Annotated in this window: 23 protein-coding genes, 2 tRNA genes and 1 pseudogene; 19 read left to right on the forward strand and 7 right to left on the reverse strand. The window is 61.1% G+C overall.

Going from position 1 to position 24,201, the window contains the following annotated elements:
* Positions 1-5 precede the first annotated feature (5 nt).
* Complete coding sequence (locus BLT09_RS29940; protein ID WP_091600104.1) at positions 6-3,410, reverse strand: adenylate/guanylate cyclase domain-containing protein; 3,405 nt, start codon at positions 3,408-3,410, stop codon at positions 6-8.
* Between the two features lie 465 nt (positions 3,411-3,875).
* Between BLT09_RS29940 and BLT09_RS29945 the strand changes: the two genes are divergently transcribed.
* The 7 genes from BLT09_RS29945 (at position 3,876) to BLT09_RS29975 (ending at position 10,635) form a co-directional block, all read left to right on the forward strand.
* Positions 3,876-4,061 carry a DUF3606 domain-containing protein gene (locus BLT09_RS29945; RefSeq protein ID WP_077380219.1) on the forward strand — a complete coding sequence of 62 codons (186 nt, stop codon included), beginning with the start codon at positions 3,876-3,878 and terminating at the stop codon, positions 4,059-4,061.
* 372 nt (positions 4,062-4,433) lie between these two features.
* Entirely contained in the window at positions 4,434-5,090 is a 657-nt protein-coding gene (locus BLT09_RS29950; protein ID WP_031254148.1) for an ABC transporter ATP-binding protein, read from the forward strand.
* A complete protein-coding gene (locus BLT09_RS29955; RefSeq protein ID WP_208602561.1) occupies positions 5,090-7,498 on the forward strand; it encodes an ABC transporter permease in 2,409 nt (802 codons plus the stop codon). The genes BLT09_RS29950 and BLT09_RS29955 overlap by 1 nt, the downstream gene beginning before the upstream one ends.
* A complete protein-coding gene (locus BLT09_RS29960; RefSeq protein WP_091600106.1) occupies positions 7,488-8,543 on the forward strand; it encodes a lipocalin-like domain-containing protein in 1,056 nt (351 codons plus the stop codon). The genes BLT09_RS29955 and BLT09_RS29960 overlap by 11 nt, the downstream gene beginning before the upstream one ends.
* A gap of 864 nt (positions 8,544-9,407) precedes the next feature.
* Entirely contained in the window at positions 9,408-9,815 is a 408-nt protein-coding gene (locus tag BLT09_RS29965) for a hypothetical protein (RefSeq protein WP_091600108.1), read from the forward strand.
* A gap of 486 nt (positions 9,816-10,301) precedes the next feature.
* Positions 10,302-10,375 (forward strand) — tRNA-Arg (locus tag BLT09_RS29970).
* Between the two features lie 80 nt (positions 10,376-10,455).
* Entirely contained in the window at positions 10,456-10,635 is a 180-nt protein-coding gene (locus BLT09_RS29975) for a hypothetical protein (protein WP_023797270.1), read from the forward strand.
* A 373-nt stretch (positions 10,636-11,008) separates the two neighbouring features.
* On the opposite strand, the gene BLT09_RS29980 is transcribed toward BLT09_RS29975, so the two are convergent.
* The 3 genes from BLT09_RS29980 to BLT09_RS29990 all read right to left on the reverse strand — a co-directional run bounded on the left by BLT09_RS29980 (position 11,009) and on the right by BLT09_RS29990 (position 12,362).
* Positions 11,009-11,284 (reverse strand): hypothetical protein, encoded by a 276-nt coding sequence (locus BLT09_RS29980; protein ID WP_091600110.1) that lies wholly within the window; start codon positions 11,282-11,284, stop codon positions 11,009-11,011.
* Positions 11,285-11,299: 15 nt separating this feature from the next.
* The gene (locus BLT09_RS29985) at positions 11,300-11,833 is read right to left on the reverse strand and encodes a hypothetical protein (protein WP_236473668.1); all 534 of its coding nucleotides are present in this window, start codon (positions 11,831-11,833) and stop codon (positions 11,300-11,302) included.
* A gap of 289 nt (positions 11,834-12,122) precedes the next feature.
* Entirely contained in the window at positions 12,123-12,362 is a 240-nt protein-coding gene (locus BLT09_RS29990; RefSeq protein WP_236368688.1) for a DUF4143 domain-containing protein, read from the reverse strand.
* A 233-nt stretch (positions 12,363-12,595) separates the two neighbouring features.
* On the opposite strand from BLT09_RS29990, the gene BLT09_RS29995 reads away from it, so the two are divergent.
* From BLT09_RS29995 to BLT09_RS30025, 7 genes are all read left to right on the forward strand, one after another.
* Positions 12,596-13,798: an ABC transporter substrate-binding protein gene (locus BLT09_RS29995; protein WP_091600114.1), complete on the forward strand. Its 1,203-nt coding sequence runs from the start codon at positions 12,596-12,598 to the stop codon at positions 13,796-13,798.
* A gap of 76 nt (positions 13,799-13,874) precedes the next feature.
* Positions 13,875-14,741, forward strand: a complete 867-nt coding sequence (locus BLT09_RS30000; RefSeq protein WP_091600116.1) for a branched-chain amino acid ABC transporter permease — start codon at positions 13,875-13,877, stop codon at positions 14,739-14,741.
* 5 nt (positions 14,742-14,746) lie between these two features.
* Positions 14,747-15,721: a branched-chain amino acid ABC transporter permease gene (locus tag BLT09_RS30005; protein ID WP_091600143.1), complete on the forward strand. Its 975-nt coding sequence runs from the start codon at positions 14,747-14,749 to the stop codon at positions 15,719-15,721.
* A 4-nt stretch (positions 15,722-15,725) separates the two neighbouring features.
* Positions 15,726-16,505 carry an ABC transporter ATP-binding protein gene (locus BLT09_RS30010; protein ID WP_091600118.1) on the forward strand — a complete coding sequence of 260 codons (780 nt, stop codon included), beginning with the start codon at positions 15,726-15,728 and terminating at the stop codon, positions 16,503-16,505.
* Between the two features lie 2 nt (positions 16,506-16,507).
* Complete coding sequence (locus tag BLT09_RS30015; protein WP_023797265.1) at positions 16,508-17,230, forward strand: ABC transporter ATP-binding protein; 723 nt, start codon at positions 16,508-16,510, stop codon at positions 17,228-17,230.
* Between the two features lie 8 nt (positions 17,231-17,238).
* Positions 17,239-17,979 (forward strand): aspartate/glutamate racemase family protein, encoded by a 741-nt coding sequence (locus BLT09_RS30020; RefSeq protein WP_091600145.1) that lies wholly within the window; start codon positions 17,239-17,241, stop codon positions 17,977-17,979.
* A 102-nt stretch (positions 17,980-18,081) separates the two neighbouring features.
* Positions 18,082-18,783 (forward strand): GntR family transcriptional regulator, encoded by a 702-nt coding sequence (locus BLT09_RS30025; protein WP_031254144.1) that lies wholly within the window; start codon positions 18,082-18,084, stop codon positions 18,781-18,783.
* 548 nt (positions 18,784-19,331) lie between these two features.
* On the opposite strand, the gene BLT09_RS30030 is transcribed toward BLT09_RS30025, so the two are convergent.
* Positions 19,332-19,637 carry a hypothetical protein gene (locus BLT09_RS30030; protein ID WP_139172714.1) on the reverse strand — a complete coding sequence of 102 codons (306 nt, stop codon included), beginning with the start codon at positions 19,635-19,637 and terminating at the stop codon, positions 19,332-19,334.
* A 307-nt stretch (positions 19,638-19,944) separates the two neighbouring features.
* Here BLT09_RS30030 and BLT09_RS35295 point away from each other — a divergent pair, with 307 nt between their 5' ends.
* The 3 genes and pseudogenes from BLT09_RS35295 to BLT09_RS35600 all read left to right on the forward strand — a co-directional run.
* The gene (locus BLT09_RS35295; RefSeq protein ID WP_244529174.1) at positions 19,945-20,379 is read left to right on the forward strand and encodes an alpha/beta fold hydrolase; all 435 of its coding nucleotides are present in this window, start codon (positions 19,945-19,947) and stop codon (positions 20,377-20,379) included.
* The gene (locus BLT09_RS30035; RefSeq protein WP_236473670.1) at positions 20,274-21,278 is read left to right on the forward strand and encodes an adenylate/guanylate cyclase domain-containing protein; all 1,005 of its coding nucleotides are present in this window, start codon (positions 20,274-20,276) and stop codon (positions 21,276-21,278) included. The genes BLT09_RS35295 and BLT09_RS30035 overlap by 106 nt, the downstream gene beginning before the upstream one ends.
* 137 nt (positions 21,279-21,415) lie before the next feature.
* Positions 21,416-21,622, forward strand: a pseudogene (locus BLT09_RS35600) (tyrosine-type recombinase/integrase); the annotation flags it as partial.
* A 175-nt stretch (positions 21,623-21,797) separates the two neighbouring features.
* On the opposite strand, the gene BLT09_RS30045 reads toward BLT09_RS35600, so the two are convergent.
* Positions 21,798-21,882, reverse strand: a tRNA-Leu gene (locus BLT09_RS30045).
* Positions 21,883-22,169: 287 nt separating this feature from the next.
* Here BLT09_RS30045 and BLT09_RS30050 point away from each other — a divergent pair.
* Complete coding sequence (locus BLT09_RS30050) at positions 22,170-22,757, forward strand: YqaA family protein (RefSeq protein WP_091600122.1); 588 nt, start codon at positions 22,170-22,172, stop codon at positions 22,755-22,757.
* A 92-nt stretch (positions 22,758-22,849) separates the two neighbouring features.
* Positions 22,850-23,368 (forward strand): disulfide bond formation protein B, encoded by a 519-nt coding sequence (locus tag BLT09_RS30055; RefSeq protein ID WP_091600147.1) that lies wholly within the window; start codon positions 22,850-22,852, stop codon positions 23,366-23,368.
* A 153-nt stretch (positions 23,369-23,521) separates the two neighbouring features.
* On the opposite strand, the gene BLT09_RS30060 is transcribed toward BLT09_RS30055, so the two are convergent.
* Positions 23,522-24,079, reverse strand: a complete 558-nt coding sequence (locus BLT09_RS30060; protein ID WP_023797250.1) for an HNH endonuclease — start codon at positions 24,077-24,079, stop codon at positions 23,522-23,524.
* Positions 24,080-24,201 lie beyond the last annotated feature (122 nt).

Consider the following 24,201-nt stretch of genomic DNA (forward strand, 5'->3'; position numbering starts at 1 on the left):
TTCTATTAATTGGCCGCCCGAAGGCTTTCAGCCGGTGTTGCGAGTGCTCGTGCGGCTTGCAGGTCAGGCAACGTTTGTCCCTCGGTAAACCCGGAAATGATGAGTGCGAGCCGCTCGCGAGCACCAGAAATGGGACAGTCGGCCCGCGCGAGGCTCAGTGCAGCACGCAGCTCCCAGAATCGCGCGCCCTGGGCCTGGGCAATCGCCAACGCGTCAGAAAGGCGATTTTCGGCGAGTGCAACTCCGTCTTCCCCCGATTGCAGGAGCACCTCGCCCTGTAGGCGTAGCACCTCGGCTGCAAACCATCGTTCATCGGTGCGTTCGATCCTGGCATGTGCTTCTTCAAGCAAACGGAGTGCAACATTGTGGTCGCCGGCTCTGACCTCGATCTGCGCCTGAAGAGCGATGAAATAAGGAACCATGAATTCCGCGCCGGTCGCACGCCACTCAACAAGGCCTCGTTGGAGTTCCAGGCGACCCCGATCGGCATCGCCCGCCTCAGCGAGTGTCCAAGCACTCAAGATTGTGGCGCCGGCAAGCCAAAAGCGGAATCCAGCTTCGCTGGCAATGCGGGTCAACTCTGCGCAGCATTCCCGGACACTTTCGCGATCGCCAAGGATCTGGCGAATGACGCCGCCGAAGAATAATGGCAGAGCAAGGCTGTTGCGATGACCCACACGATGCGCTTCAGCAACCGCCTCGTTGTTGGCCGCCAGAGCCTGATCAGGAAACCCAAGCGGCAGCAATGTGCGGGCGAGATAGTCCAGGCACACGACCCGTGGGTCGAAGGCGTAAACAAACGCCGGCGATCTGTGCTCCTGGGGATCGTAGAGAGCCAAGGCCTGCTCGAGATGTGCCCGGGCGCGGGCGAATTCGCCGGCAGGCAGCGCGCTGACCCCAGCTGCCCGATGAGCAAAGAACGACAGTCCACAGTCGTTGCTCGCTTCCGCCAATTCAAGCAGGCGGTCCGCTGCGCTGCGGGCCTCCGCCAACTCGGCAGCATAGAGGTGGTAAAGACATAGACCGTAAAGAACCGGAAAGAGCTGACGTGTATCGCTCAGCTCTTCACAGAGCTCTCGCGCGCGACCATAAGCGGTCGCTGTCGAGGGTGCGGCGAAGCCGTGCGCAGCAACGTGGGTACTGCCGAGCGCCAACTGAGTTGCAAGTTCGCGCCGCGAACGCTCTTCGGATGGTGGCATCGCCGAAAGCCCGGTTAGGGCGTTGTCGAATCTGGCGAGCGCCTCAGTCAGGACAGAGCGAGAAAGCGCCCGACGACCAGCGAGTTCATTGTACTCGACAGCCTTTTTCACAAGGCCCGCCTGACCAAAGTGGTGGGCAAGCAGTTCGGGCTCTGTGGTTACGATTTCGGGGAAGCGTTCCTCGAGAATGGACGCAATCCGGGCATGAAGCTGCTGGCGGCGGCTGTGCAGGAGGCTGCTGTAGGCCGCATCCCGCACGAGCGCATGCTTGAAGACGTAAGTTACTTGGCTGTTACTGCCGCGGCGGAAAACAAGGCCGGCCGCTACTAGCTCGTTCGTTGCCCGCTCAAGCTCAAAATCAGGAAGTCCAGCGGCTGCGGCAAGCAACTCGTGCTTGAACTCGCGACCGATCACTGCCCCGATCTGCGCGACCTCCCGGACCGAAGCCAACCGATCGAGCCGGGCCATCAGCGAGTCGTGCAGAGTGGCCGGGACGGCAAACGGAGGCAGTGGGCCCGCCAGCACGAGTTCGCCGTCACGCTCTTCAAGCAGGCCCGATTCAAGCACCACCTTCGTCAACTCTTCCACGAAAAGCGGCACGCCCTCGGTCTTCGACAGAACCTGATCCAGCACTGTTGCTGGCAACTGCTTGCCCCCCGTCATCGCTGCAATGATAGAGGCCGCTTGGGAACGGCTGAGCCGATTCAGGGTCAAAAAAGTCGCGTGCGGAAGACCAGCCCAGCGCACTGCGCCTTCCGGTCGCGAAGTTGCAATCAGCATTATAGGCAAGTGTTGAATCCGGCCCGCGATTTGGTCGAAGAGCTCGGCGGACATCGGATCAAGATAATGCGCATCCTCAAGCTGCATCAGGACCGGCTTGCTGCGGGCCAGTGCCTCCAGCTGCTCGATCAGCACCTCGAATGTGCGAGACTTCTGTTTTTGCGCCATCAGGTCGAGCTTGGGATAGTGTCCCTCGGTCGGGATCGACAGCAATGCCGCGATTAGTGGTATCGCCTCATTGGGGTTCTTTGTCGAACCGGCGAGCAGTTGCTCAAGAAAATCAAGCTGACGCTCGGGCGGGTCCGTCCGCTTGATGTTCCCGGCCCGGAGCAACTGATCCGTCACAGGATAGAGGGCGGTTTCGAGGTGATAAGGCGAGCAGTAATACCGCAGTCGCGTGTGTGCCTCGTCTTTTAGGCGCTCCAGCAGTTCTTGCAGAATGCGGGACTTGCCTATGCCAGCCTCGCCGAATAGCTCGACAACTTGGCCTTCCCCGGAAGCGGCAAGCCGCCACCGATCGAGGAGCAGGGCGATGTCATGTTCCCGCCCTGTAAGCGGCGCAGCTTCGGCTGCGTGAAGTGCTTCGAAACGACTCTCGGCGCGTCCCTCTCCAATCACCTTGAATGCGTTTATGGGCGCGTCGAAGCCTGGCAACCGCTGCGGCCGGATTCTGGTCACCTCGAACAGCTTTCCGATAAGTCTATAGGTAAGCTCCGAGATGACTACCGTTCCCGGCTCGGCCAAAGTTTGGAGCCGAGCTGCAAGATTAGGGGTCTCGCCCACGACTGCATTCTCTTGCGCGGCACCTACACCAATCAGGTCGCCCACGACTACGACGCCAGTTGCAATGCCGACCCGGACCGAAAGTTGCTGCCCGTCATCCAAAGACAAGTCGGCTACGGCAGCGACCACCGCAAGCGCCGCGCGAACAGCGCGCTCGGCCTCGTCCTCGTGTGCCTGCGGCCAACCGAAATAGGCCAATACTCCGTCGCCCATAAGCTTGGCGACGTGCCCCTCGTAGCGAACGACTTCGCCAGCGACAGTATTCTGAAACTTCCTTAAGAGGTCGCGCATCTCCTCAGGGTCAAGCCGCGTCGCAAGCGCGGTAGAACCGACGAGATCCACGAACATGACCGTCAATTGACGCCGTTCTGCCTCGCGAGGCCGTCCAGGTTCGCCGGAGCGGTCAACCGAAGCCGACGTTCGGATTGGTGAGGTTGAAGCTGGTTTCGCCGGCTCTAACGCCGGCTCTCCTTGCATCGCGGCAATTGCCTCCAGGATGCGCTTGCGGTGGGCAAGCGCGGCAACCCCGATTTCTTTTAAGTCCTCGGCGGTGAGGCGCGGCAGTATTTCGGCATCAATCGCGTTTTCGTCGAAAGCCAAAATGTACTGCTCCAGGCCTAAACCTCTGAGCCAAACTGCGATATTCATTGGGCTCCCTCCGCAGCCATTTGGCCTCGCTTCGGTGGGGCAGGAAACATATCACAAAGGCATCGCGATAACACGCGAGTTCGTGTGTCGAAGGCCTGACATTCGGTGAGAACCCGCAAAACGCCGCCAATTGGCGCAACCGCGGCCTGCAGCGTGTTCCCCGCCGATGTCTGCTTATGGGCAGTGGCAAAGTCGCACTCTACGGCCGACATGGGCGCAAAGCAGCCATGCCGCCGTCGCGTGTGAGACTCTGCTCGGGTCACAAGCAGAACAGCAGCCCCCTACGGCTCGTCACCTCAACGCTTCGACGGCGGACGAGCAAAGCGTTCCCCGTAAGGGATCGGCTTATCCCTGCGACCGCGGAGTTGTGCGGTTTCGACATGGTTGGGGACTACGTCCTTGTCCCCGACGATTAGAGGATTATCCTTGACACGTTGGGCGAGGCGATCGCCCATGGAGGTTGTCATGGCAGACGACAAGTCAAAGCGTGGTCCGCAAGATAGAGCACGGGTCGACGGTGGCGAAGACTATGAAGTCGGGTACCTCATGAAGAAGCACCATCTCGAACGGGCTGATGCCCTCAGGCTGGTAAAAAAGTATGGAAACAACCGCGCAAAGATCGAAGAGGAACTCGTTGCCCGAAAGGTTTGATCGTGTATTGCCGAGAGGCTGGCATAGAGCCAAGCACGCCTGAGTGTGACCAGGCTGCAGGCATAATCATGGCGCTTTTCAACAACGGCATCGGCACTGCTGAGGAATTGAAGACAGCGCTCCAGTTCCGTTTGGAGAGTGAGTTGCGACGGTACGGTCAACGCCTATCCCGCCTAGCTGAGAACCGCTCTAGATCGTAATTGTACATCGAATTCCAAGTGGAGGTCGCGTTAGATGCAAAACGCGAGCCCTCTGAAAAAACCCATTGTCCAATTAAGGCAGTGGGTTTGGAGGCTGTATGAAAGGGGTCGTTGTTTGGCGCTATTTCACGGGCATGCCGTGTCAGATGCACGCGGACCTCCGGGGAGTAACATGCTGCTGAGGCTGCACCGGATCGACAAATTCTACCCCACTGGCGAGGGGCCGTTGCATGTTCTGCACGGGATCGATCTTTCGCTGGAGGCGGGCAAGAGCCTTGCGCTGACCGGCGAGTCTGGCAGCGGCAAGAGCACGCTTTTGCACCTTGTTGCAGGGCTCGACAGCCCTGATGCGGGAGAAATCCACCTTGGCGGTACCAATATTGTGGGGCTGAACGATACAGCCCTTGCCGCCCTGCGGCGGGGAACAGTCGGACTTGTGTTCCAGCAGTTCAACCTGATCCCTTCGCTTGATGTGGCGGCCAACCTTGCCTTTCAGGCTCGGCTTGCTGGCCGCCCTGATCCGGCATGGTTGAAAGTCCTTTCCAAACGGCTGGGCCTCGCCCAAGTCCTCACGCGCTACCCTGAACAACTGTCGGCCGGCCAGCAACAGCGGGTGGCGATCGGCCGGACCTTGGCCGCTCGGCCCCGGCTGGTTTTGGCCGATGAGCCCACGGGCAATCTCGATGAAGCAACAGGGGACGCTGTACTCGATCTTATGCTGTCGCTGGTGGCTGAAACGGGTGCCGCCCTGTTAATGGTTACCCATTCCAACCGTCTGGCAAACCGGCTGAACGCCCACGTTCACCTGCACGCGGGACGGCTGGCTTGATGGTGTGGACCGGGTTGTCAGCTCTCTTGTCGCATTGGCGCAGGCGCCCTGTCCAACTGGCGATGCTGCTTTTGGGGCTATCGCTGGCAACGGCGTTGTGGTCAGCGGTTCAGGCGATCAACGGTGAGGCGCGGGCGAGCTATGACCGTGCAGCGGCGATCCTTGGGCAGGACCGGCTCGCGCAACTGGTGCGTGAGGACGGGGCCCGGATGGATCAACAGGTGTTTGTGAGACTGCGGCGAGCAGGCTGGCTGGCTTCGCCGGTGATTGAAGGTGAAATGCGGTTTGGGGATGTGCGGTTGCGCGTCCTCGGCATTGACCCACTGACTTTGCCGCCGCAGGCGCAGCAGGTGGATGTTGCGGTGGGTGATGAGCTATTGCCGTTCATCACGGCGCCCGGTGTGCTCTATGCAGCTCCGGAAACCGCGGCACGACTAACCGAGCAAGCAACACCTCCCGTGCGCGTGGCCGAGGGTTTGCCGCCTGGCACAGTCCTCACCGACATCGGGCAGGCGCAGGTCTTGCTTGGGGCAAAGGACAAGATCTCTCGTCTTTTGCTCTGGCCGGACCAACCGATTGGCCGTGCCCCTTTAAAGGTGACAGCCCCCGGCCTGACCCTGCGCGAGCCGAGCGAAACGGGGGATCTTGCCAGGCTGACCGACAGTTTTCACCTGAACCTGACGGCTTTCGGTTTTCTTGCCTTTGCGGTGGGGCTCTTCATCGTGCATTCCGCCATCGGTCTGGCTTTTGAACAGCGCCGCCAGGTATTTCGCACGCTGCGCGCACTGGGCTTGCCGTCCCGCGTGCTGGTCCTTTTGCTGATCGCCGAGTTGCTGATCTTCGCCCTCCTCGCGGGACTGGTGGGCGTGGCACTTGGCTATGTAGTCGCCTCGGCCCTTTTGCCCGACGTCGCCGCCACCCTGCGCGGGCTTTACGGGGCCGATGTGCCGGGAACGCTGTCGATCCGCCCCGCAGTGTGGGCAGCGGGGCTGGCGATCGCGGTAATCGGCACGCTGGTAGCGGCCGCACAGAGCCTCTGGCGGCTATGGCACCTGCCGCTGCTTGCGTCGGCCCAGCCTCGGGCCTGGGCGCGGGCTTCGGAGCGGGCCCTGCGCGCGCAAGGCGTGGCTGCGATGGTGCTCCTGTTGACGGCGGCGGGAATTGCACAGTTCGGATCCGGCCTCGAGGCGGGTTTTGCGCTTCTGGCGGCACTGCTGTTGGGGGCGGCACTGGCGCTGCCGCTCGTGCTGACGGGGATATTGCACCTTGGCGGCCGCTTGGCGCGTGGACCATTGGCTGAATGGTTTTGGGCCGACACGCGTCAACAGCTTCCCGGCCTGTCATTGGCGCTAATGGCACTGCTGCTTGCGCTGGCCGTCAATGTGGGCGTCAGCACGATGGTGTCGAGCTTTCGGCTGACCTTCACCGGCTGGCTCGATCAGCGTCTCGCCTCTGAGCTTTACGTGACCGCCCGCACTGAAGCAGAGGCCACGGCGATACACGACTGGCTGGCCCAGCGCAGCGACGCGCTCCTGCCGATCTGGAGCATTGAGGGCCGGGTCGCAGGCCAGCCCGCGGCAATATACGGCGTGGCCGATCATGCCACCTATCGCGACAACTGGCCGATCCTCTCTGCAGTGCCGGAGGTGTGGGACCGGATCGCCACAGGCGACGGCGCCCTGATCAACGAACAACTGGCGCGGCGCCAGGAGTTGGGCTTGGGGGACCAGATCACGCTGCCCGGTGGCTGGCGGGCCAGCATCGTCGGCGTCTATGCCGACTATGGCAACCCGATCGGCCAAGTGATCATCGGGATCGACACACTGCTCCAGCACTATCCTGACGTCTCCCGCCTGCGCTATGCCATTCGGATTGCCCCCGGCAAGGCCGAAGCACTGGCTGCGGGTTTGCGGGCGGAATTCGGGCTGCCCGCGCAGAACGTGATTGACCAGGCCGGGATCAAGGTCTTTTCGCTCAAAGTGTTTGAGCGCACATTCAGAGTGACAGCCGCGCTGAATGTGCTGACGCTGGGAGTCGCGGGGCTGGCGATGTTTGCGAGCCTCATGACCCTGTCGGGGATGCGCCTGCCGCAACTGGCGCCGGTCTGGGCCATGGGTCTGCCCCGCCGCCACCTCGTATGGCTGGAGCTTTGGCGCGGCTTGTTGTTGGCAGCCTTGACCATGCTGGCCGCTCTGCCTGTAGGTATCGGGCTCGCCTTTGTTCTGCTGGCGGTGGTGAATGTCGAGGCTTTTGGCTGGCGTCTGCCGATGCACCTTTTTCCCGGTGACTGGGCGCGGCTGGCGGCGCTCGCGCTGCTGGCGGCCGGACTTGCAGCCGCCGTGCCTGCCTGGCGGCTGGCGCGTCTTTCGCCATCGGATTTGCTGAAGGTATTTGCACATGAGCGTTAGAGCATTGCTGATCTATATGTGCTTGGCCGCACCTGCCTTTGGCCAAGGTTTTGCTGGGCTTGGCACAGAGGCTGACGGGTTTTCAGTGCCGCAGCCGGGGACTGCATTCAACTTTCCGGCAGACCACGGCCCGCACCCCGGTTACCGGATCGAATGGTGGTATTTGACCGCCAACCTGCAAGCTGCGGATGGAGCGGACTATGGCGTGCAATGGACTCTTTTCCGATCCGCCCTGGCCCCGGTGGAGCGGTCAGGCTGGTCCAGTCCGCAGCTTTGGATGGGCCATGCGGGACTGACGACGCAAACGCACCAATTCGTGGCCGAACGGATGGCACGGGGCGGCATCGGCCAAGCGGGGGTTACGGCTGCGCCCTTTGCGGCCTGGATTGACAACTGGCAGATGGCAGGCCGGGCCCTGCCAGAGGCGGATGCGCTGTCGGCGCTCGATCTGCGTGCGGCGGGACAGGCGTTTTCCTACGAACTGGCGTTGGACGCCAAAGGCCCTCTGGTGCCGCAGGGAGTGCAAGGCTATTCGGTGAAATCCGAGAAGGGGCAGGCGAGCTATTATTACTCGCAACCATTCTACCACGTGACCGGCACGCTGACCCTTCCGGCAGGCGCGATTGCGGTGACCGGTCAGGCGTGGTTGGACCACGAATGGTCCTCGCAGCCGCTGGCTGAGGATCAAACCGGGTGGGACTGGTTCTCGCTGCATTTCGACAGCGGCGAAAAGATGATGGGCTTTCGCCTGCGCGACAGAGGCGCGGGCTTTACATCGGCCACATGGATCAAGGCCGACGGCAGGCAGCAGCCGCAGGCCCCCGGCGCGCTAAGGGTGACGCCGCTCGAAACGGCGGCAGTCGCGGGACGTAGCGTGCCGATCCGCTGGAGGGTGCAATTGTCGGAAAAAGGGGTGGATGTGACCATCCGGACGCTAAACCCAGAAGCCTGGATGGACACACGCTTTCCCTATTGGGAAGGCCCGATCCGATTTGAGGGCACCCATGCCGGGCGCGGCTATCTCGAGATGACAGGCTATGAGTGACTGGAGGACGCTGCTCGATCGCGAGATCGCGACGGTTGGCGAATTGCCGAAAATGGAGAAGGTTAGTTTCCAGCGCCCTTCCCTCTACCATTTTAGACGTTTAACGGCATGATATTGTTGGATTTTTTCGGCAAAGAGTCGGAAAAATGGCTCCGGCGTCAGTCGGGGTTCTGACCGCCTTGGTGCCGCCACGCGACAGCCATCACCCGGCGGCTGGCAACAGAGATCGACTGGCGCCGCTTCCGGGCAGTTCACCCTAGTCGGGTTTGCATCCTCAGTGATAAGGGGTCCCGGCAGGAAACGGAGTGGGTCGCCAAGGAGGTCGTGGAAGCGGACCAAGCGGTCATTCCTGCTTTGTATTTGAACGGCTGTTTTCGCTGGATCAGCGGAATTAGCCGACGGCGTAATTACCTCGACGTAGAAGTTCGAATCCCGCTCGGCTCGGTCTTGGGACCGATTGCACGCCATCCCGCGGGTTCGTTCCCCGGAGGCTTTCGGACGTCGGCTCCGGCACCAGGCCAACACGTGGAACCGCCCGCATCCGAAAGCCATCACAGTAGCGGATGTTGGCTTGAAGAAAACGCAAGTCTGCTTGGAGAACATTCAACCCCGGCGCCACTCCCGAGTGGCTTGATCCCACTTGAACTGGGCGGGATCCGATGTCCGCGTACTCGATCGGGCCGATGTCGAGGTTGGCGACCAGACTGCCTCGGCTGGCGGCGTCGCGCATGCGGCCAAGCTCGTTCTGTAAAGCAAGGAAAGCCACACCGGCTGTGGTCGCTACCCGCGAATACTGCTGCCCGCGCGCGTGGGGGAACCCTCAACGCGTATGCACCGTTAAGACGATTGCCAGGGAGAATCGCCATGAATAGCGCGGACCCGACCCACCGAATTCAGCCTGAAGTGCGCGCCGCAATTAGCGCCTTCCTCAACGAGGTCCAAAGAGACCTGAAACCATTTGCTCTCTCGGAAGCCGTAGCAGCAATAAGACAGATCTTTCCTGAACTGGAAATCTCCGACGCCGATCTTGCCGACGCCATCGCGAGTGAAGCTCTATCGGCTGGCGTCGGCATTGAGTTCGACGTGCTTAAGACGCGTAAGGCGCTCGAACGGAGGGCGATCGAGCGATGGGAGAATGAAGGCGGCGCTAGCGGAAGGAAGAAAAACTCAGATCGGGCTCAAAGCGGCGCGGCGCAGCGAGCTAAAACCAATGACACCAGTGGCACGAGGCGACGGGCAAACGAATCTAAGGAGCGGCATCGGTTGATCTAGCCAAGTCACTTTCTTAAGCCGCCTCTTTCTTCCGCCGGCGTTCGTTGCGCTTGGTAGCCAAGGGCGGTCGTCGATCAAGAACTCCATCAACGCAATAGCGCTGCTTGTGCGTGAGTGCCGCGTATGGTTTCTTTCAAGCGTATTGGGAGGACATGGAATGGCAAAGCTTTCGGCTCCGTGCCCGATTTGCAGGAAGGCGGCGAAACAATCACAACTGACTGCCGGTGACTATCTGGAGTTCGACTGCTCTGACTGTGGGTACTTCCAGATATCCAGAGCATTTCAACAGGTAGCCTCGAAAACAGCCGGTTTCCACGAGGCGGCAATCACTTGAGCGGGCGAGAATAAGGGCGAGATACGGTCGCTGCCGACCGTCACTACCTACGACCTGCCATAGCGACCGGTGATCAGAACGGCGCCATCGCCTCCGCCTCTCTCGGGTTGTTCACGTCGGCCCACCGGAACGCTCGATTCCCAACCCGCCATGCGCTCGTAGCTCAACTGGATAGAGCACCGGACTTCGAATCCGTAGGTTGCAGGTTCGAACCCTGCCGAGCGCGTCATTTTGATTTCCTTTGGTTCCCCGACGGACTATTGAAATGGGGCATTCCGTGGTTTGCTGCCCATCTAGGAGGCGAGCATGATCATTCCCAGCGACGACCAAGAAGCCCAGAGTATCATAGCCGAGATCAAGGCAATCCTTGCCGAATTGTCCGCGATCGACGTTCGGACTGACCTCGCCCGGTGGATGGCGTTGGAGCAACGGCACCATGAGCTTGCGGGGAAGCTTTATGAGCGGCGCATCGATCGTCCGTCCTAGTGTGTCGCTCTACTTAGGCGAAGAATCGCCGAACCGCGCACTTCCCGCCGGAGACACACATGAAGCGCAAGCCCAGCAAAACGGGATACAACAAACTGCTTGCCAGCGATGCCCACCCTAATCTCACGAGATCCGCTGATCGGTATTCTTGAACTGGATACTGATTCTGACCCGATCGAACTGGCCATGAACCGAAAAGTTGCCGAGCGTCTGATGTCGACCGTTGTCGAATTCCTTCAGGCTGCCGAAAGAGCCGACGCGCCGACATTTGGCGGTCGAGCGGTCACAGTGATTCGAAATTGCCAGGGGTCAAGGTTTCGGAGTCGTAAGCCCGCTCAGGATGGCGGCAATGACCGGTTCGGGCGTCTGCCAACTATTGAGGGCCCGGCGTCCATTCGGGCAGCGGCGCCAGGCTGCGGTTGAACTGCTTCCACCACATGGACTCATCTATCTCGCAGCAGGCGCGAAGCATGGCGTGCGCCTTCTCGAAAGCCTGGGTGGCGAGATTGTCGAACGTCATATGCGCGTCGTACGGCACGGACACCACCCGTTCCTGACCGGTCTGTGTGCCGCCTTCGTCGACCTGAAGATAAAGCCAAACGACGAAATGCGCGCCGTGGCGCGGGGCGGGAGCCTTACCGCGAGGCATTAGTAGGGCCGCGCCTTAAGCCTCGACCTTCTTCAGCTCCGAGAGCCGCACAAGGCCGTTCTGGCTGCGGAATGTCAGTGTCGCATCCGTACTTTGCGCCTGGGCGATCCCCGAAATAACGTGATCGCCGGTGTCGTACATCGTGCGCCGGCCGGCATCCTCGATGACCAGTCGCCGCGTGTTGGGATAGATCGCGTAGCGCAAATGGTTCTGCGATCCGGTCGATGAGGGTATGCCGAGTCCGCCCGGCCAACTTTCAGGTACCTGCTGCTGCGATCTATAGCTCACTTCGGCAGGCTCATTATGGGGCACCTCAGGATTCTCCCGCAGATAAGCTGCGAGATCCGTGGCCACAGCGTTCAGCTTCGCCCTTAGCGCATCGTTGAACATGTCGCCGACCATTGTCATGCCTGATGACCACTGCGACATGCCGCCGAATTCGGCATGGCTGAATTGGGCCATGGAACCGCCGCCCGAGCGCAGGGCACGCAGCACGGTCTCTACCGCGTCCCTTGACAACCTGTGCCGCGCCGCCAGCCGCGCGACCAATGCCGTCTCTTTGAGATTAGCCACCGTACTGCCTCCCTCTTTTCGCCATTTAACACTGCGATAGGGACATCGTTCCACATGCCCTAACTTCCGAGCACGCCAAGGGGCAATTACAGCCCTTGCCAACGGGCCAACGCGTGTAGGCCGACATCTTTCCGCCTTTGCCGGCATGGCCTCAACGAGGCACTCTGGGCGACCAAGATATGTGCAACGAGCACCTACCACAGTTTGCGGCCGCGCGCCTGCCCTGAGCGGAACGTTCGAGTTCCACGCCGCATTTTATGCAACTTTACATCGACCACAGAACTTGCAATTTTTCGCCGAACGGCGTCACACGGTGATGGTCGTGCAGCACCAGCCCGCGCACAAAACGATCGCGGACTCCTTCCTGCAACTGGCGCAATCCCCGAAAGTCCTGCGGAACCGTTGCGGAGGCCTTCACCTCGATACCGACGACCCGACCGCGTCGATCCTCGATCACGACGTCGACCTCGTCCTGATCCTTGGTCCGGTAGTGTGGGAAAGACACCCGTCGCTCTGACCACGGATGCGAGCTTCAGGAATTCCGACACCACGAAGCTCTCGAGCAAAGCACCGAACCGCGATCGGTCCTACGTCCTTCATCTACGACCGCTCACAAGATTGTCAACAATCTTTAAAAGTTTTGTTGACAGGTGATTGATTTGAGCCTTCACTCAAAAAAGTCCGCGTATCGGTCGAGTTCTGTCGCAACAATGCGCGGCCTCCAAAGGGGAAAGAACAATGATCAACAGACGTTCAATAATCACATTCGCCGCGCTCGGCGCCGTCTCCGCGCTGGCAATCATGGCCGGCGGCACAATCACGGTGCACGCCGCCAACAAGGAACTCAAGATCGGCTTTGTCGGCGTGACGAGTGGCGCGGCCGCTGCGTGGGGCACATCCAACGTCCGCTCGATGCAGACACGCGCCACCTGGATCAACGAAACCGGCGGTGTGAAGATTGGTGACGAGACCTATGACATCAAAATCGTCACCTTCGACGACCAGAAGGACCCGAAGCGGGCGATCGCCGGCATGGAGAAGATGGCCCAGGAGGGCATCCACTATGTCGTCGGTCCGAATGTCGACGACGGCGCGGCGGCGGTGCGTCCCGTGGCAGAATCCAAGGGCATCATCTATTTTCCCTACGCATTCCCGAAGGAACTCTACACCCCGCCGGCGTCCAACGCCGTGCTCGGCATGATCGCCAACTACCAGTCGGCTCCGGCGATCTACAAATATCTCATGGAAAACAGGGGCGTGAAAAAAGTTGCCTTTGTCGCCGCCAACGAATCCGATCCGCTGAGCCAGCGGGATGGCGGTGTTGCCGCGGCAAAGGCACTCGGGCTCGAGGTTGTGGCTGCCACGGATGTCTACCAAAACGATACCCGCGATTTCACGCCGGTACTGACGCCGATCGTTTTGCAAAAACCGGACCTGCTGGTGCTTTCGGGCGTCGCGCCGGGCAATGCGCCGCTGCTGATCCGCGCCGCGCGCGAGCTCGGCTACGAAGGCCTGATCTCCACCGAAACGGCGCAGGATGCCAAGGTGCTGGAAGAGGGCGCGGGCGAGTTGGCCAACGGCTTCATCTCGGTCGGCGGCGCATCGACGCCCGAAATCGCGTCCGACACGATGAAGGAGTTCGTCGAACGCTATACGAAAATGTTCGGCGAATACAATGACGAGTCCAACACCAAGGTCTCCGCGCTCGAATACATCATCGAGACGCTGAAGGCGAACCCGGCCGCGATCGACAATGTCGAGGAGTTCAAGAAGACGATCGACACTTTCTCGGCGCCCAATCCCTATCTGAAGGACGATGCCAAGCTGACCTATGTCGGAATGACGTCGTTTGGCCAGAAGCGCCAGCTTTCGGTCCCGATGGTGGTCACGGAATACCGCGACGGCAAGTTCGAGACGCTCTTCGTCGCTCAAGTCGATTGACGCAACTGCACCGAAGCGGATTGCCGCAGAGGCTCGAGCATTCGTCTTCAGCCTCTGAACGGCCGGAACCATCCTGATGGAACAAGTCATCGCCAACGGGCTTTATCTTGGCGCGCAATACGCCTTGATCGCGCTCGGTCTGACCCTGATCTTCGCGCTGATGAACGTGCTTAACTTTGCCCATGGGCAGATGTACGTTCTCGGCGGCTTCGTCACCTACACCGTCTATGGCCAGCTCGGCATGCCTTTCGTCGTCGCGCTCGTCGCGTCCGGGATCACGCTGCTGGTCATTGGAGCGCTGGTCGAGAAATTCCTTTTCAGAACGGTGATTAGGCGAAGCGTGCGGGAGGAAAGTACGATGCTTCTCGCGGCGGCGGTCGCATTCTTCCTCGACGCCGTGATCCTCCTCCTGTTCGGTGAAAAGCAGCGCGGAGTGCCGAAGATCGTCAACGGCGTCTTCGTGTCCGACAGCCTCATAATGCCTTACGACCGGCTGCTGGTCGGCGCACTCGCCATACTGTTCATCGCCTCCTTCGTGCTTTTCATGCAGTACAGCAAGCCGGGACGCGCCATGCGGGCGCTGGCGCAGGACCGGGTCGCGGCGCAGCTGATGGGCGTCGAGGTCGACCGCTATTCGATGATCGGCTTTGCGCTCGGCGCCATGCTTGCCGGCATAGTCGGCGGGCTGCTGGTCGCCATCACCGGCGTCAATTCGGGCATCGGCGGGCCGATCTCGATCAAGGCGTTCTTGATGGTGATGATCGGCGGGGCCGGCGTGGTCAGCGGAGCGATCGCCGGCGGCTTCATCCTTGGCATGATGGAATCGGTCGGCCTGACGGTGCTACGCCAATATGGCGACGTCACTTATCTCGTCATCTTCGCCGCGCTGATGGTGTTCCTGAGCATCCGCCCGAACGGGCTCATGGGCAAGCCGTGGGGATGATGGACATGAAGCGTACACGCAACATCATCGCCGTCGCTGTCTTCCTGCTGGTCGTACTCGTCGGCGTGCCCTGGCTGATCGAAGCGACCGGTCGGCTCGACCTCTACTACACGCTGACCTCGGTCGCGTTGCTCAGCATCGCCAGCGCCGGGGTGTGGGTGACTTTCTACATCGGCCGCATCAATATCGGCCAGGGCGCCTTCGCGCTTATGGGCGGCTATGTTTCGGCCATTCTTGTTGTCCAGTACGGTGTGTCGTTCTGGCTGACACTGCCGCTGGCCGGGCTGTTCTGCGCCGCTGCAAGCGTGCTGATCGGACTGCCGATCCTCAGGCTCCGCGGCGTCTATTTCGCTATGGTCACGCTGGTTTTGACCGAAGTGGCGCGGCTGCTGGCACTGGCGCTGCCGATCACCAACGGCGCCAAGGGCATGGTCAGCATTCCGCTCCCCGGCGGCATCTCGATCTTCGGGCTGACCATCCTTCCCGATTTCGCGACGCTCGCCAATCCGCGTCCCGCCTTCTATCTGGTGTCGGTTGTGCTGATGGTGCTGTGCTTTGCGGCGCTCTACCGCCTAGTCCATTCGCGCATCGGCAAACTCTGCCAGTCGTTGCAGCAGAACGAGGAACTGGCCTCCTCGATCGGCGTCAACATCGCCTATCTGCGCGTTATCGCCTACGCCATCTCCTCATTCCTCGGCGGTCTCGGCGGTGCGATGTTCGTCGCCATCTCGCAGTCGATCTATCCGTCGAGCTTCACCGTCACCGACTCGGTGAACTTCATGCTGAACTGCTTCCTCGGCGGGCTCGGCCACGTCTTCGGGCCGATGATCGGCACCTTCGTGCTCTATTTCGGCTGGGATTTCCTGTTCGAGACCGGCGAGTTCCAGTTGCTGATCTTCTCTTCGGTGCTGATCGCGCTGATGCTGTTCCTTCCCAACGGCCTGCTCAGCCTCAGGCTGTTCGGCAAGAAGCAGGGCTAGGACCATGACTGAGCTTCTCCAGATCAAGGCCGTGACCAAACGCTTCGGCGGGCTGGTCGCGGTCAACAATGTTTCCTTCGCGGTCCGCGAACGCGAAATCCTCTCCGTCATCGGCCCCAACGGCGCCGGCAAGTCGACGCTGTTCAAGCTGATTTCCTCTTTCCTCAATCCGACCTCGGGCGAAGTGCTGTTCCGGGGAGAGCGGATTTCAGGCCTGGCGCCGCATATCGTCGCCCGGAAGGGCGTTGTGCGCACGTTCCAGGAGACGACGATCTTCAAGGGCATGACGGTGCGCGACAATGTCATCATTGCGCATCACCTGCGTTCCAATGCCAGCCTTGCCGGCTTCTATCTCGGCACGAATACCGCTCGGCGCGACGAGGATGAATTCGGCCGCTCGGCCGACGAGATCATCGACTTCCTCGATCTCGGCGCGCAACGGCATGAGATCGCCAGCACGCTGCCGCACGGCCATCTGCGCGCGCTCGGGATTGCCATCGGGCTCGCCACCAACCCGACCGTGCTTCTGCTCGACGAGCCCTTCGCCGGCATGAACCATGACGAAACCGTGCGCGCGGTGGAGATGGTGCGCGGCGTGCGGAAGCGCGGCGTGACTGTCCTGCTGGTCGAGCACGATATGCCCGCCGTCATGAACATCTCCGACCGCATCGTCGTCCTGAACTTCGGTGTGAAAATCGCCGAGGGAACGCCGAAGGAAATCCAGGAGAACGAAAAGGTCATCGAGGCCTATCTCGGCGCCGAAGATGAGACGATCGGATTTTAGCCATGAGCGAACTGCTGAAAGTCTCCGACGTCGAACTCTACTACGACCATGTCTATGCATTGAAGGGCGTGTCGCTCAACGTCAACGAGGGCGAGACCGTCGCGCTGATCGGCGCGAACGGCGCGGGCAAATCCTCGATCCTGCGCGCCATCACCGGCCTGAAGAAAGTCCGCAGCGGCGAGATTCATTTCCGGGGCCACCGCATCGACGGAACGCGCCCGGACGAGCTGGTCAGGATGGGCATCGCCATGGTGCCGGAGGGTCGGCGCGTCTTTTCCTACATGACGGTGCGCGACAATCTGATGATGGGTGCCTTCACCCGCACCGACAAGGCCGAAATCGCCAGGACGCTGGACATGGTGCTCGGGCGCTTTCCGCGCCTGAAGGAACGCTATTCCCAGACGGCGGGCACGATGAGCGGCGGCGAACAGCAGATGCTGGTGATCGGGCGGGCGCTGATGGCCAAACCGAAGCTTCTGCTGCTCGATGAACCCTCGCTCGGCGTCGCGCCGAAGCTCGTCCAGGACATCGCCCGCTCCATCGTGGCGATCAATCGCGACGAAAAGGTCAGCGTTCTCTTGGTCGAGCAGAATTCGCGCATGGCGCTGCGCATCTCGCAGCGCGCCTACGCGCTGACGACCGGAAAGATCGCGCTGGCCGGACATTCGGCTGAGCTGCTTGGCGACGACCGGGTCAAGAAACTCTATCTCGGCGGCGAAATATGAAAGCGCAAATGGACATACTCGTCGTCAATCCCAACACCACCGCGTCCATGACCGAAAAGATCGGCGAGGCGGCGCGCGGCGCGGCTTCGGCCGGCACCAGGATCATCGCCGTCAATCCGAAGGACGGGCCGCCGAGCGTCGAAGGCTATTTCGACGAGGTCTTCGCCATCCCGGGAATGATCGGCGAGATCCAGAGACATCCGGCGGCGAGCGCCTGCGTCATCGCCTGCTTCGACGACACCGGCCTCGACGCAGTACGCTGCGTTGGCGAGATGCCGGTGGTCGGCATCGGCGAAGCGGCGTTTCACATGGCGAGCCTGATTGCCGGCAAGTTCAGCGTGGTGACGACGCTGTCGCGTTCGGTGCCGGCGATTGAGCACAATCTGGTGCGCTACGGCCTCGCCAGCCGCTGCGCCAGGGTGCGGGCAAGCGACGTTCCCGTTCTGGAGCTCGAAGTGCCCGGCTCCAACGCCCGCCATCGAATTTCGGAGGAGATCGAGCGCGCCATCCGCGACGACCGGGCCGAAGCGATTGTGCTGGGATGCGCCGGCATGGCCGACCTCGCCGCCGCGCTCAGCCGCGAACATGGCCTTCCCGTGCTCGACGGCGTCGCCTGCGCGGTAAAACTCTGCGAGAGCCTCGTCGGCCTTGGCCTGTCGACCTCGAAGCGCGGCGGCTACCAGCTTCCACTCGAAAAATCCTTCGCCGGAATCTTTGCGCCCTTCTCGCCCTCCGGCCGTGCACCCTGATGCGTGCAAATTTGTTGACATTCCCGCACAGGATGTTCGATGTCCGGCCTGAAACGCGGTGCTCGCGCCGCTATGCGATCCGGCCGCCGGGACAATGAGACGATGGACCTGCTTCGACCAAAGACACGGGACGACAAGCCGGCGATGCGCTGGTTTCCGGTCTATGCCGGCCTGCGCGACGCCATCGTCAGCCACCGCCTCGCACCGGGCACAAAACTACCCGAGGACGAACTCGCCTCGATCTATTCGGTGAGCCGCGCGGTGATACGCGCGGCGCTGCAGGCGCTGTCGCATGACCGCTTGGCCCGGCTCGAGCCGAACCGCGGCGCGTTCGTCGCCCAGCCGACCAAGCAGGAAGCGCGCGAGGTGTTCGAAGCGCGGGCGCTGATCGAGCCCAAGGTCGCGGCGCTTGCCGCCGACGTGGCAAAGCCGGCCGAGATCGCGCAACTGCGGCTTCATCTCGAAAAAGAGCACGAGGCCCTGCATGCCGGCCGCGACAGCGACGCCATAATGCTGTCGGCAAAATTCCATGTCGGCATCGCTGAAATCGCCGGCCATTCGATCCTGACCGGCTTCGTCAAAGACCTGTTGTCGCGGTCATCGCTGATCATCGCGCTCTACTGGCACCGCCGCGACACCACCTGCGAAAGCCACGCCCATCGCGCCCTCGTCGATGCCATCGAAAAGCACGACGCAAAAAACGCGTCCGACCTGATGCGAAGTCATCTCATCGACCTTCTGTCGGGCCTTGATCTGTCGCTTGGCGAGAAGAAGCCTGAGAGCCTGTCGGACATCTTGCGCTGATCTCCGCTGTCAAACTCTTCGCCGGAGTTCGCCTATGTCCGCACCATGCTGGGCGTGCATAGCATGCATCGGCCCATGAGGACTGCTTCTTCGTTCCTGCTGTCATAACAGTAGCGCTCGTTAAGTCCGCGGCGCTGCCCTCCAGCTGCACCTGCTCCTGCTGGGCCATAGAGTCCCTCCCGCACAACGGTCGGGCAACGCGCCCGATCAGAGCTTGACTCAGCGCAGTCGCAGCAAGGATTGGGCAAACTGCCGGTTTTTCTTATGGCCTTAGATACGACCTGATGCGATCGGTCGATGGCCCTCGCGAGAGGCCAGTTCCAGACTGCACTCTTATGCGACTTTGGGCGAACAAACATCCAACAACGTCAGAACGACTTCGCTCACATGCTGGGATCCGCTGTTCGTCATGGGTTCAGTAGCGCCGCGCGCCGGACCTCCTGGCAAAGACTCGCTGATCGGACGCAAACTGTCGGACCAGTCCTGGGCGGTCTACGGCAGCCGCAGCTATGTTGAACGTTCCGGCAGGCCGACCACGCCCGACGACCTCAACGATCGGATTCGAAGGGCCGATCGAAAACATCACACCGGCGCGTTGGCTGCGTGCAATGGCTTCGGACTGCGAGATCGCCTGCCGCAGCAACAGCGTTCTGGGGCTCCTGTTTGCTATCCAATCGGGCTTCGGGCTGGGCTTGCTGCCATGCCAGATCGGCGATGCGGAAGAGGATATCGTGCGCGTCATTGATCCGCAGCCGGGCCTTATCGGCGGCTCCTGGATTCTCATCCATCCCGACCTGCACAAGCGGGCGAAAAATCCGGGCATTCTTCGATTTCATGCTGGAGGAGATCGTCAAGTACCGACCCTCTTCTGCTCGGCCAGACACTACCATCGCGTGGCAATCAGGGGCGATGTGAGACGGCGACCGCGTCTAGTTCCACCGTGGAACTGGAACTGTCCAGCCCTTCCGGTGCTAGTCGTGATAGTCCCGTAAGCGGGCTCACCAGCGTATGAGCGCATCGCCAATTTTTCTCCCGCGCGGCGGCACCAGAACCGCGCCACGTTCGGCGAGAATCGAAGCTGAGCATGTGATAAGATAAGCGGCTGCCACGGCGTTGCGAAGGATAGATCATTACGCTTCCCGGGCCGCTTTGGCTCCCTGATTGAAGGAGTGCATGAGCAAATCGCGGGAGGTATCCGATATGCAGCCCACCACGCATTATGCCAAGAGCGGCGATGTCCACGTTGCCTACCAGGTTTTCGGCGAGGGCCGCGACCTCGTCATGGCACCGGGATTCGTATCTCACATCGAAAATTATTGGGACGAGCCGCGTTTTGCGCGCTGGCTGGGCAAGCTCGGGAGCTTTTGCCGCGTTATCCTTTTCGATAAGCGCGGCACCGGACTCTCCGACCGCGTCGCACACCTGCCGGTCATGGATGAGCGCATGGACGACGTTCGCGCCTTGGCATTGAGAGCGCGGCCCAGTTTGGAATTTCAGAAGGCGGATCGCTTGCCGCGCTCTTCGCCGCCAGCCACCCTGAGAGGACCCAATCGCTCGTGCTCTATGGCGCTTTTGCGCGGTTTCTCCACTGGATAGCGACCGATGAGGAGTTCGAAGCTCTGATCAGCTACATCGACGAGCACTGGGGAAGCGGCGCGAGTCTGCCGAACTTCGCCCCTTCGAAGGCCGATGACGCTGCTCTGCAGCAGTGGTGGGGCAAATTCGAGCGGCTCGGTGCCAGCCCGTCTGCCGCGATGGCGCTCATGCGCATGAATCGCGAGATCGATATTTCCGGAATCCTGCATTCCATTCAGGTTCCAACCCTGGTTCTCCACCTGACGGACGACACCTTGATCAGCGTCGAAGGCGGTCGCGAGTTGGCCGCGGGCATCCCGCATGCCCGGTTGGTTGAGTTCCCGGGAACCGACCACATCCCATTCCTCGATGCCGGTGACTGGATACTGGCGGAGATGCGGGAATTCTTGACCGGATCACGGTCGTCCACTGTCATCGACCGCGTGCTCTCCACAGTCGTATTTACCGACATCGTCGGTTCGACAGCGCGCGTGGATTCCAGAGGCGATCTCGGCTGGAGCGATCTTCTTAAAACCCATGACAAGACGGTGCGTCAGGAGCTTTCAAACTTCCGAGGGAAAGAAGTGAAAACCCTCGGCGACGGCTTTTTGGCCACCTTTGATGGTCCGGCACGGGCTATCCATTGCGCCAGCGCGATTCGCGCTTCTTTGCAGCGGCTGGACGTTCCAGTGCGAATAGGCGTGCACACAGGCGAGGTTGAGCTGATCGATGACGACGTGCGCGGGATCGCCGTACACATCGCGTCGCGTGTAGCGCATCTCGGTCGTGCCGATGACGTGCTCGTGTCGCGTACTGTGAAGGATCTGGTCGCGGGCTCTGGCATCAAGTTCGAGAACTTCGGAACCCACACCCTGAAGGGCATTCCAGAAAAATGGCAAATATTTCGCGCCATCAGCTGATAGTCCTCCGGCGGATCGAAGGTGCCGCCTGACCCTCACACTCAGGCCTGCCGAACTTCCGCTCTGGGACGGAGCTTCCCATTCTTCCTCAGTTGAGGGCGACAATCGACGCCAGTGCCTGCGGTGACCTGACCTTCTTGACGTCGGAGTGGGGAAAACCATTCACCGTTAATTCACTTGGTAACAAAATGCGGGACTGGTGCGATCAAGCGGAGTTGCCCCACTGCACCCTTCACGGCCTTCGAAAAGCAGGAGCCACTATAGCAGCCGAGAACGGTGCCACTGACGAGCAGCTCATGGCGATCTTCGGTTGGACCACCAAGCAGCAAACGACGCACTACACGAGGAAGGCGCAACGCCGCCGGATGGCTGGACAGGCCGCCCATCTCTTGGTTATTCCGGAACAAAATCAGGACGAAACTGTCCCACCGAAAAAATTGATGACAAAGAGTGGGACAAAAATCGAGTGGGACAAAAATCAGAAAAAGGTCCGGCAAATCAACACCGGTATAAAGGTGATGGTGCCCCTAGCCGGGATCGAACCAGCACTCCTTGCGGAACTCGATTTTGAGTCGAGCGCGTCTACCAATTCCGCCATAGGGGCTCAGGCCGGGCGGCCTGGATGGGCGCGGACTATACGGTTGGAGGCCTGTTCGTCAACTGGCCAATTCGGGGTGGCCAATTCCGGGCATGTGGCCTTCGCTCGGCCGCGGCCTTTCGATTTCGTGAAGCGGCGGCCATTGTGCGGCGCGAAAAATCTTTCTAGACAGGCAGCGCATTGAAGCGCGTCGCGTCTGGAGAGATTCATCTGGCGCGCTTTTGGTCTTGGTTTTTATGCATTGTTGTCCCAAAGGCGCTGCGCTTTTTGGGCGACGCGCATCAGGAGTGCCGATGCTTCGCGGACTTTACGACTGGACCTTGTCGCTGGCGGCGAAGAAATCCGCCGAATGGTGGCTGGCCTTCATCGCTTTCGTCGAAAGCTCGGTGTTTCTGGTGCCGGCCGATGTGCTCTATCTGCCTATGGCGCTGTCGCGGCCGGATCGCGCCTATCGCTACGCGCTGGTCGCCACGCTGGCCTCCGTTCTGGGTGGCATAGCCGGCTGGTACATCGGCCACTACGCCTATGACTCGGTGGCGCGGCCGATCCTTGAATTCTACGGCAAGTATGACGACTTCGAGACACTGCGCGTCTCGGCGGGCACCGGATTCATCGTCCTGATGCTGATCACCTCCGGCCTCGCCCATCTGCCGCCGATCAAGGTGGTGACGATCCTGTCCGGCGTCATCGGCACGCCTTTGCTGCTGTTCATCGTGCTGGCGATCGTGGCGCGCGGCGCCCGCTTCCTGTTCCTCGCCTGGTTGCTGCGCCGCTATGGCGAACCGATCCGCGAGTTCATCGAAAAACGCCTCGGCATGATCGCCGGCGCTGGCGCCGCTGCCCTGATTTCGCTCTATATCGTCGTCAAATACGCGTTTTAGAGCATGATCCCGAACCGAAGGTCAGCGTAGCAAAAAGTGGGCGCCGGCTTTCGGAAAAGATCATGCTCAACAACAAGGCGAACGGCAGATCGATGACAGCGACCGTGAATGCCGACCCTGGACGCCAGCGCATGCGGACGGCGTTGTTCCTCGCCGCCGCCATGGCCGCCACCGTCGGCTCAGCGCTGGCCTTCCAGCATCTCGGCGGCTACATCCCCTGCAAGCTCTGCCTGGAGCAACGCACCCCCTATTACATCGGCGTGCCGCTGATGCTGCTGGCGGCGGCTGCGTCGACATTGCGCGCCCCCGCGTGGCTGACACGCGGCCTGCTGGCCGTCGGCGGCCTGCTGATGGTCTACGGCGTCTATCTCGGCGTCTATCACTCCGGTGTCGAATGGGCGTGGTGGCCGGGGCCGACCGACTGTGCAGCGGCTGCCGGTCCGGTCGATACCGGCGGCAAGGGCGTGCTCGATGCGCTCGACAGATTCGTCCCGCCCTCCTGCGACAAGGCGGCCGTGCGCATCCTTGGCCTGTCGCTGGCCGGCTGGAACGCCATCGCCAGTTTTGCCCTGGCCGTCATCGCCTTCCGCGGCGCCTTTGCCCGCGACTGAGCTGCACAGGGCAGAGTTCGTCCAGAAATTCGTCAGGCCGGAGCGCATGAACGTGGGTTTCGAGAACCGAAGCGGAGCGTACTTACAGTACGTGAGCACCGGAAGCGCAGAAAGCTTCGTCAGGCGACCGGCATGGCGGATTTCTGCCGAACTCTATGGCTCCAGTTCGACATCCCAGTAGAGATAATCCATCCAGCTTTCATGCAGATGGTTGGGCGGGAACAAGCGGCCATTGTTGTGCAGGTCGTGCACCGTCGGCTGAAAAGGTTTCTGCAGCGGCCACATCTTGGCGTGCGCCGGCATCATGCCGCCCTTCCTCAGATTGCAGGGCGAGCAGGCGGCGACGACATTCTCCCACGTCGTTGCGCCGCCGCGATGGCGGGGAACGACATGGTCGAAGGTCAGATCCTCCGGCGTGCCGCAATACTGGCACTGGAAACGGTCGCGCAGGAAGACGTTGAAGCGGGTGAAGGCCGGATGCCGCGATGGCTTCACATAAGCTTTCAGGCTGACGACGCTCGGCAGCTTCATCGAGAAGGTCGGCGACGACACCGCGTGCTCATATTCGGCGACGATGTTGACCCGCTCGAGGAACACCGCCTTGATGGCGTCCTGCCACGACCAGAGCGACAGGGGGTAATAGCTGAGCGGACGGTAATCCGCGTTCAGCACCAGTGCTGGAAGCCCATCCGGAGATACGGCAACCGTCACGTCATTGACCTCCTTGGTTCAGCGCATGACCCCGAAATCGGTTCGATTTTCGGAAGGGATCATGCGCAGCTTCAAAAAGTCCTACAGCGTCCTTTGCGCATCCAACTGGATGCGCGGCGCTG

Origin of the sequence: Mesorhizobium muleiense, from assembly GCF_900099905.1 — a bacterium.
GTDB lineage: Bacteria > Pseudomonadota > Alphaproteobacteria > Rhizobiales > Rhizobiaceae > Mesorhizobium > Mesorhizobium muleiense.

Excerpts from the sequence above, each read along its gene's own strand:
- BLT09_RS30010 (WP_091600118.1), top strand. The coding sequence starts at position 15,726 with ATGACTGAGCTTCTCCAGATCAAGGCCGTGACCAAACGCTTCGGCGGG.
- BLT09_RS30020 (WP_091600145.1), top strand. The coding sequence starts at position 17,239 with ATGGACATACTCGTCGTCAATCCCAACACCACCGCGTCCATGACCGAA.
- BLT09_RS29980 (WP_091600110.1), bottom strand. The coding sequence starts at position 11,284 with ATGCCTCGCGGTAAGGCTCCCGCCCCGCGCCACGGCGCGCATTTCGTC.
- BLT09_RS30000 (WP_091600116.1), top strand. The coding sequence starts at position 13,875 with ATGGAACAAGTCATCGCCAACGGGCTTTATCTTGGCGCGCAATACGCC.
- BLT09_RS29995 (WP_091600114.1), top strand. The coding sequence starts at position 12,596 with ATGATCAACAGACGTTCAATAATCACATTCGCCGCGCTCGGCGCCGTC.
- BLT09_RS30055 (WP_091600147.1), top strand. The coding sequence starts at position 22,850 with ATGACAGCGACCGTGAATGCCGACCCTGGACGCCAGCGCATGCGGACG.
- BLT09_RS29945 (WP_077380219.1), top strand. The coding sequence starts at position 3,876 with ATGGCAGACGACAAGTCAAAGCGTGGTCCGCAAGATAGAGCACGGGTC.
- BLT09_RS29955 (WP_208602561.1), top strand. The coding sequence starts at position 5,090 with ATGGTGTGGACCGGGTTGTCAGCTCTCTTGTCGCATTGGCGCAGGCGC.
- BLT09_RS29960 (WP_091600106.1), top strand. The coding sequence starts at position 7,488 with ATGAGCGTTAGAGCATTGCTGATCTATATGTGCTTGGCCGCACCTGCC.
- BLT09_RS30050 (WP_091600122.1), top strand. The coding sequence starts at position 22,170 with ATGCTTCGCGGACTTTACGACTGGACCTTGTCGCTGGCGGCGAAGAAA.
- BLT09_RS29940 (WP_091600104.1), bottom strand. The coding sequence starts at position 3,410 with ATGAATATCGCAGTTTGGCTCAGAGGTTTAGGCCTGGAGCAGTACATT.
- BLT09_RS29950 (WP_031254148.1), top strand. The coding sequence starts at position 4,434 with ATGCTGCTGAGGCTGCACCGGATCGACAAATTCTACCCCACTGGCGAG.
- BLT09_RS30025 (WP_031254144.1), top strand. The coding sequence starts at position 18,082 with ATGGACCTGCTTCGACCAAAGACACGGGACGACAAGCCGGCGATGCGC.
- BLT09_RS30005 (WP_091600143.1), top strand. The coding sequence starts at position 14,747 with ATGAAGCGTACACGCAACATCATCGCCGTCGCTGTCTTCCTGCTGGTC.
- BLT09_RS30015 (WP_023797265.1), top strand. The coding sequence starts at position 16,508 with ATGAGCGAACTGCTGAAAGTCTCCGACGTCGAACTCTACTACGACCAT.
- BLT09_RS29975 (WP_023797270.1), top strand. The coding sequence starts at position 10,456 with ATGATCATTCCCAGCGACGACCAAGAAGCCCAGAGTATCATAGCCGAG.
- BLT09_RS29965 (WP_091600108.1), top strand. The coding sequence starts at position 9,408 with ATGAATAGCGCGGACCCGACCCACCGAATTCAGCCTGAAGTGCGCGCC.